Origin of the sequence: Aquariibacter albus (assembly GCF_014145335.1) — a bacterium.
In the GTDB taxonomy this organism is placed as follows: Bacteria; Pseudomonadota; Gammaproteobacteria; order Burkholderiales; family Burkholderiaceae_C; genus Aquariibacter; species Aquariibacter albus.
Window position 1 is genome coordinate 1 of sequence record NZ_JACIVI010000009.1, and the last position, 7,799, is coordinate 7,799.

At 70.9% G+C, this 7,799-nt stretch carries 7 protein-coding genes; 2 read left to right on the forward strand and 5 right to left on the reverse strand.

What is annotated here, in order from left to right; genetic code table 11:
* Together H4F90_RS15325 and H4F90_RS15330 are read left to right on the forward strand one after the other, a co-directional pair.
* Positions 1-118, forward strand: a 118-nt coding sequence (locus H4F90_RS15325) for an NAD(P)(+) transhydrogenase (Re/Si-specific) subunit beta (RefSeq protein WP_182665506.1), incomplete at its 5' end; no start/stop codon positions are given.
* 190 nt (positions 119-308) lie between these two features.
* Positions 309-2,291, forward strand: coding sequence for a sigma-54-dependent Fis family transcriptional regulator (locus tag H4F90_RS15330; RefSeq protein WP_182666179.1), 1,983 nt, complete (start codon positions 309-311; stop codon positions 2,289-2,291).
* A 206-nt stretch (positions 2,292-2,497) separates the two neighbouring features.
* Here H4F90_RS15330 and H4F90_RS15335 read toward each other — a convergent pair whose 3' ends face one another.
* The 5 genes from H4F90_RS15335 to H4F90_RS15355 form a co-directional block, all read right to left on the reverse strand.
* The gene (locus tag H4F90_RS15335; protein ID WP_182666181.1) at positions 2,498-3,577 is read right to left on the reverse strand and encodes a porin; all 1,080 of its coding nucleotides are present in this window, start codon (positions 3,575-3,577) and stop codon (positions 2,498-2,500) included.
* Between the two features lie 316 nt (positions 3,578-3,893).
* Positions 3,894-5,960, reverse strand: a complete 2,067-nt coding sequence (locus tag H4F90_RS15340; protein WP_182666183.1) for a sensor histidine kinase — start codon at positions 5,958-5,960, stop codon at positions 3,894-3,896.
* A 42-nt stretch (positions 5,961-6,002) separates the two neighbouring features.
* A complete protein-coding gene (locus tag H4F90_RS15345; RefSeq protein WP_182666185.1) occupies positions 6,003-6,377 on the reverse strand; it encodes a response regulator transcription factor in 375 nt (124 codons plus the stop codon).
* A gap of 15 nt (positions 6,378-6,392) precedes the next feature.
* A complete protein-coding gene (locus H4F90_RS15350) occupies positions 6,393-7,478 on the reverse strand; it encodes a PAS domain-containing protein (RefSeq protein WP_182666187.1) in 1,086 nt (361 codons plus the stop codon).
* Positions 7,479-7,651: 173 nt separating this feature from the next.
* On the reverse strand, positions 7,652-7,799 hold a 148-nt coding region (locus H4F90_RS15355), incomplete at its 5' end, for a 4Fe-4S dicluster domain-containing protein (protein ID WP_182664482.1).

Here is a 7,799-nt window from a genome sequence, read left to right on the forward strand (position 1 = left end):
CTCCATGGCCGCCGGCTACGCCGGCCTGGACAACGAGCTCTTCTACATGGACAAGACCATGATGGTCTTCGGCGACGCCAAGAAGGTCGTCGAGGACATGGTCAAGGCGGTGGAGTGAGGCGGGCCCGGACGACGCCGCCGTCCATGCGCTGAACTGTCCGGTTTCTCGGACAGCGAGCCGCCGCAGTCAGGGGTTTGGCCGCCTTGCGAGCGTCCCGGGCCCGGGATTGAATCCCGGGCTGCGTCGTCCGCCCCCCGCCGGACGGCTTGTTCCCGATCCTTCGAACCGCTTCCTCAAGGGGCCCTTCATGAAGCCTCATCTCAGTCCCTACGTCGGTTTCCACAAGGACGTCCGCGGGGTCCGCGGCCTCTGGGAGCGCTTCAACGCCGGCCTGCTCGACCTGGAGGAGCGCCGCACGCCCTACCAGCAGATGCTGCTGGGCGAATGGCAGCGCTGCTCGGCGCTCGGCGTGGACGTGGCGATGACCAAGGGCCGCCGCCTCAGCGACAGCGAATTCCGTCTGCGGCGCGAGGCCGAGCAGCTGCTGCTGGAGACCTCGGTGCCGATCGTGCAGGACGTCAGCCGCTTCCTGGTCGACGTGCCCGGCATCATGATCCTGACCGAGCGCACGGGCACGGTGCTGCACATCACCGGCGATCCCGCGGTGCGCGAGCGAGCCGCCTCGCTGACCGGCATCGTCGAGGGCTCGCACTGGGACGAGCTGACCGCCGGCACCAACGGCATGGGCACCGCCCTGTCGAAGGGCCAGCCGGTGCATGTCTACGCGACCGAGCACTTCTGCGAAGGCTGGCATTCCTGGTCCTGCGCGGCCGCGCCGATCTTCGACAGCGACGGCCAGACCGTGCTGGGCATCATCGATTTCACGACAGTGGAGTCCGACTTCCGCGACCAGGCCCTGGGCCTGACGGTGTCGGTGGCCAAGTCCATCCAGGCCCGCATGGCCCTGCACCGCGAGCTGGAGCGGCGACGCCTGCTGGCGGCCTTCAGCGAAGCCGCGCGGCGCTACCCGCACGACGACATGATCGTCGTCGACCATGCCCATCGGCCGGTGATCCACACGCCCAATGAGCGCTGCCGGCAGATCGTCGAGCGCTGGGGCCCGGGCGGCTGCCCGGGCGGCTTCGGCGTCCAGGCCAAGATCGAGGTGACCGCACCGGGCCAGGCGGCCCCCATCGGCACCCTCGTGCTGCTGGCCAAGCCCAGCGGCTACCAGAAGGTCTTCCGCCAGGAGGACCGGCCGCCGCCGGCCCGCACGACGGCCGTGGATGCGGTGGCCCGCTTCGGCGACTTCATGTCCTGCGACGCCGACACCCGGCGCATGTTCGAGGAGCTCGAACGCATCGCCCGGTCGGACGTGAACCTGCTCATCATCGGCGAGACCGGCACCGGCAAGGAGCTGCTGGCCCGCCAGGTGCACGCCTGCAGCCCGCGCCGCAACGAACCCTATCTGGCGGTGAACTGCGGTGCGATCAGCGAGCACCTGATGGAGAGCACCTTCTTCGGCTACGTGAAGGGCGCCTTCTCCGGGGCGGACCCGCGCGGTCGCGCCGGCTACTTCGAATCGGCCCAGGGCGGCACCCTCTTCCTCGACGAGGTCGGCGAGCTGCCGCCGGCCATGCAGGCCGCGCTGCTGCGCGTGCTGGAGGACGGCAGCTTCCAGCGCGTCGGCAGCTGCGAGACGCGGCGGGCCTCCTGCCGCATCATCGCGGCCACGCACCGCAACCTGGAGCAGCTGATCGCCGAAGGCCGCTTCCGCCAGGACCTGTACTACCGGCTGAAGGTCGTGCAGCGCAGCATCAAGCCCCTGCGCGAGCGGCCCTGCGACATCCCGCTGCTGGCCCGCCAGTTCGCCGAGAGCCTGCGCCGCAAGCACCAGCTCGACGAGCTCACGATCACCCCCGAGGCCTACGAGGCCCTGAGCCGCTACAACTGGCCGGGCAATGCCCGCGAGGTGCGCAACACCATGGAGGCTGCGGTGCTGTGCTCGGACGGCGTGATCACCGTCGACTGCCTGCCGCCCGAGGTGCTGCGGCCGATCAGCCCTGAAGCGCCCCCTGCCGAAGGGCCGGCGCCCGGCGAGGGCATGGCCTCGGTGCGCGAGTACGAGCGCCAGATCATCGTGGGCATGCTGCGCAAGTTCCGCAAGGTCAACCAGGTGGCGCAGGCCCTGGGCATGGCGCGCTCGACGCTCTACCGCAAGTTCGGCGAGCTCGACATCCGCCCGGCGGACTACACCGGCGGCGCCAGCGGCGAGGCCGACGGGGCCTGAGCGCCCCCGGCCCGGCGGGGTATGGCCGGGCCGCGCCCCGGATGAGCGGACCGAAGCGGCACGATCGCACCGTCCCTCGCCAAGGCGACAGCCCGGGACGCTGTCCCGGGCCCTGGCATAAAAAAAGGGGGCGGATGCGGACATCCGCCCCCGAAGGTGGCCGACCGCAGTCAACCCACCGAGGAATGCAGGACGGGCCGCGACGCTCAGAAGCTGTGGGCGATGCCGACGTCGAAGCCGCGGGTGCCGTAGACGGGCTTGCTGGCGAAGTTCTCCAGATTGCCGTCCTCGTTGCGCAGGCCGAGCTGGCAGTTCGCGCCCGAGCTGTTGCTGATGCGGGCCGCATCGGCATACAGATGGGTGCGCTTGGACAGCCGGTGCTCGTAGCCGATGGCCACCTTGCTGCAGCTGAAGTCCGCGAGGTTGTCGCGCTTCACGCGGCCATAGGAGGCCTTGAGCAGGCCCTCGGCCGAGACCGGCACGCTGGCGCCGAGCATCCAGGCCTTCTGGTCGTCGAGCACGTTGTTGAAGGCGCCGCCCGAGGAGCGCGTGCGGTCGAACTGGCCGAAGACCTTGGCGATGCCGAAGTCGTAGGTCGCACCCAGTTCGTCGACCTTCAGCCGCGGGTAGTTGGACTTCGAGACCCAGACCTCCTCGTGGTCCCAGCTGATCTGCAGGTTGCCGATCTTGTAGGTCGGCCAGATCACGTAGATGCGGGTGTCGCCGACATTGCCCGGCTGTTCCTCGCCGGTGCCGGCCGTCACATAGGCGCCGGTGACCGACAAGCCCTGCCAGCTGGGGCTGATGTAGACCATGGCGTTGTTCACCGTGGTCAGCTGGGTGGCCAGCCCCCCGAAGCCGCCGACCCCGGCGCCCTTGAAGGGGTCGTAGACCTTGGCGAAGGTCGCGCGGCCGCCGTCGACCCGGCCGAGCAGGAAGGTGCCGGCCGAACCGCTCAGGCCGACATGGTTGTGGCGGGTGCGCAGCAGGCCATCGCCGAAGGCGGTGGTGCCCTGGCCGGTGTCGCCCTCGAAGCCCCACTCGATCTCGAAGAAGGCCGTCAGGCCGGGGCTGAGGGTCTCGGCACCGCGCAGGCCCCAGCGGCTGCCGCCGGATCCCATGCCGCTGCCGATCTCGGTCATGCGCTCGGCCGACGGCGCCGCGCCGCTGCCGCCGCTGCGGCTGGCGATGCCGGCGTCGATCACGCCATACAGGGTGACGCTGCTCTGCGCACAGGCAGCGCCGGCCAGCATCGCGCCGGCCAGCAGGAGGGCTTGCTTCTTCATGGAGTCTCCTCGTTGACTTGTCGTTCAGGCGCCTGCGGGGGCGCGGCTCCGGGGGCGGCCCCGGGTGCATGCTCGACAGACCGCGGCTCATCCGCCGATCCGGTGACGCAGCCCGCCTTGCATGCCTTGAAGACAGCGCAAGCCACGGGCCATGCGCTCGCGGGCCGCCGCCCGAGGGTTGACCCCCGCCCGCCGGGCCGCTTTCACGGGCGAGCTGTCCGAGTTCGCGCGGCGCGATGTACGGGCGCCGGACAGCGCTGTCCGGCGATTCGGACGCTGCCGCCTGCCGCGGCAGCCCCGAGGTCCGGGGCCCGGCTCAGTCCGGCGCGAGGGGCAACCAGAGGACCACGGTGGTCCCGGCCCCGAGGGCACTGTCGACCTCGACCGCGCCGCCCTGCAGCTCGACGACCTCCTTCACGAGGGCCATGCCCAGGCCAGTGCCCGGGATGTTGCCGGAGGGGTCGGCACGGAAGAAGCGCTCGAAGAGCCGCGCCTGGGTCGCCGGACTCATGCCGATCCCGGCATCGCGCACCCGCAGGCCCAGCCTGGCGACGGGACCGGGGCCGGACCGCGGTCCGACGCAGTCCAGCGTGACGGCTTGCCCCGGGGCCGAGTACTTGTAGGCGTTGGACAGCACATTGACCAGCGCCTGGCGGCTCTTGTCGGCATCGACCATCAGCCGCAGGCCCTCCTCCGGCGGCCGGCACTGCACCGGCTCGCGGCCCTGCGGCAGGCCGAAACCCTCGATGGCCTCGGCGACGATGTCGGCCGCGGCATGCGGACCGATCACGAAGTCCTTGCCTTGGCGGGCTTCGATGCGGGCCAGGTCCAGCAGCTCGTTGACCATCTGCACGACCAGTGCCGTCTGGTGGTGGATGGTGCGGAGCATCTCCAGCTGCCGCTCCGGCGGATGCTTGCGGCGCAGCAGCAGCTCGGCGTAGCCGAAGATGCTGGACATGGGGGTGCGCAGCTCGTGGGCGGCCGTGGTGAGGAACTCGCTCTTCATGCGGTCGACCTCAGTCTCGCGGGTGACGTCGCGGATGTGGACGATGGACTCGCCGCCCTCGGTGCTGCTTCGTTCGCTGATCTCAAGCACCTTGCGCACCGGTTGGACGACGGTCAGGAGCACGCCTCGCGGGTCCAGCACCGGACCGCGTTCGGTCGGGTCGCGCCGCCGGCGCAGCTCCTCTTCCAGCGCGCTGCGCCGCGGCAGGGCGGCGGCCAGGCCCACCTTCAGATCCAGGATCTGCCCCGCCGCCGGATTGCCGTGCACGAGCCGGCCGGTGGCATCGAAGAGCAGGAAGCCGTCGGGGCTCAATGCGAACAGGGCATCGAGCCGCGCACCGCGTTCGGCGATCTCGCGCTCGGCCTCGACCGCCTGGGTCACGTCGGCGATCACGCCGATGAAGTGCTGGTGGCCGTCGTGGAACTTGCCGATCGGTGCGATCGAGAGCTTGTTGAAGAACAGCGAGCCATCGCGGCGGCGGTTGCGCAGCGTCAGCGCCACCGGCTCGGCCGCGGCAATCGCGGCACGCAGCTGCTGCACCTCCGGCTGCGCGGTGTCGGGCCCCTGAAGGCGGGAGCACTTGCCGCCGAGCATCTCCCAGGGGGCGTAGCCGGTGATCGCGGTGAAGGCAGGGTTGGTGTAGACGATGCGCTCGCCCTCGGGGCCGACCTGGGCAATCACGATGCCGTTGCGGGTGGCTTCCAGCGCGTCCGAGTAGAGGTGCAGGCGGTCCTGGGCCGCGCGCTCCTCGGTCGCGTCGTGGGCCAGCAGGGTGTAGCTCAGGGCTTCGCCGGCGGGCAGTTCGGTGATCGCGAGGTGGACGGGGAAGGCCGTGCCGTCCTGGCGCTGCGCGCTGGCCTCCATCCGCAGCAGGCGCGAGCGTCCGCCCGCCATCAGGATGCCGCCCTCCAGGGCATCGCGCAGTGCGGCCGCGGACAGCCCCGGCATCAGCAGGTCGATGGTCTGGCCGATCACGTCCTCGGGCATCCGGCCAAAGACCCGGACCAGGGCGGCATTCGCCGTGACGATGCGCGCTTGCGCATCCAGACCGAACAGGGCCTCGGGCACCGTCTCCAGCACCGCCTGCATGCGCTGCTCGCGCGCCGATCGCACGGTCGCCTGCGCGTCGGACGGGGCCGCGCGGGCCTGCCTCAGCACGGCCCGCGTGGCCACGGCCGCCATCGTCAGCGCCCCGAGCCAGCCCACCAGGGCCAGACGGCCGAGGGCCTCGGACGACGGCTCGTGCCAGGCCTGGCCCAGGGCCCACAGGCCCAGCAACAGCTGATGGCCCAGCAGGACCTGCCACAGGGCATGCCGCCAGACCGGCCCCGCCGGACCGCGTGCTCGGGCGAAGGGCCAGGATCCTGCATGCTTCACGATGTCCTCCCGCCAGACCCGGGCGCTGCAGCCGGCCTGCGTTCAGGCCCGGGCGGCCAGCAGGCGGTCGATGCGGTCGATCAGCTCCAGCGGGCTGAAGGGCTTGACCATGTAATCGTCGGCGCCGGCCTTGCGGCCCTCCTCGCGGTCGCGCTGCTGGCCACGGGCCGTCAGCAGGATCACGCGGCAATGCTGCAGCGAGGGCTCGCCCTTGATGAGCGCGCAGACCTGCAGACCGTCCAGCTCACCGGGCATCATCACGTCGAGCAGCACCAGGTCGGGCCGCAGCTGGCAGGCCTGGTGCCAGCCCTCGGCACCATGGCCTGCATGGTGCAGCTCGTGATCCTCGACCTCCAGCGTCATGCGGATCAGCTTGGCGATGTCGGCGTGGTCTTCGACGATCAGGATCTTGGCCATCGGGTCCTCCTGGGCTCAGCGCTCGGCGGGGTGTTCCTTGCGCTCGCGCAGCAGGGCCGTCAGGTCCTGCACATAGCGTTCGAGCTGGGCGGCATTGAGCGCCGTCTCGGTGTCGCGGGCCGGGGCACCGGTCGGCAGGTCGATCAGCAGGTTGTGCACGCCGGCGTCATGCTCCTCGCGAAGGTGGCCGCCATGCAGCGCGACGATGCGCTGGCACAGCCGGATGCCGAGGATCTCGCGGGCCGGGGCCCGGGTCGGGGCGGAGGCCGGGGCCTCGGGCCGGGCCAGCTCGACGCGGTCCGGCCGTTCGCCGGCCATCGCGCCGCAGTCACGCAGCATGATCACCATCCGCGGCCCCATCTGCGTGTGCTCGACGTCGACGAAGGAGTCGGCGGGCGCGCGACGCACGGTGGCCAGCAGACACTCCAGCAGCACGCGGCGCAGCCAGAAGGCACTGCCGTAGACGGGAGCCAAGCGCTGCGGATCGCCAAAGCCGCTGAAGCGCACGCGGACATGGCGGCGCTCGGCCAGCGGCTGCAGCTCGCGCCAAGCCTCCTCGAGCAGGGGCCAGAGCTCGACCCGGTCCGTGCTGACCAGGGACTCGCGCTCCCAGAGCGAGCCGAGGTCGAGCAGGCGGGCCAGGGTTTCGGCCAGGGTCTCGGCCGTCGCGACGAGTTCCTCGCTCAGCGGCGAGCGCTGCGTGCGCGGGATGCGGCGCACGGTGTCGGCGAACTGCGCCAGCGGCTGCTGCAGGTCGTCGCGCACGGCCATCAGGAAGTTGTCGAAACCGGTGTCCTGGCCCTGGGCTGCACGGCCCCCGATGAAGACCATGCAGTCGTCCTTGGACAGGCCTCCCATCACCCGGCAGTCGAAAGGTGCCTCGGGCTCGCTGCGGTTGGGCCAGGGCACGTTGGGGCTGGTCTGGCCGCCCAGGGTCCGAAGCACCGCCTTCAGCAGCGGCCCGTCGGGCAGGGCGGTGCCGGTGCGCAGGCCCAGGCGCAGCTCGGCCTTCTGGTTCGCGTAGCGGATCCTCAGGTCCCGACCGATCCAGAGGAAACCGTCGGACAGGGTTTCGAACAGGGTGTGCAGGGACCGTTGCATCGCGCGCTCCGCGGACGCCAGGGTGGGGCGCCCGAATGACCTGGACCCACTCTAGCGAGCCCCGGAAACATTTGGACACACCCACCTTCACGGCCTGGCGCAGAGCGGCCAGACTTCACGCAGGCCCGGCCCGATGGCCGGCCTTACAGCTTGCCGTCAGCCGGCGTGGCGTCTCACATCCCCGCGTAATTCGGCCCACCGCCGCCCTCGGGCGTCACCCACACGATGTTCTGCGTCGGATCCTTGATGTCGCAGGTCTTGCAGTGCACGCAGTTCTGCGCGTTGATCTGCAGGCGCTGGGCCCCGTCGTCCGCGGGCACG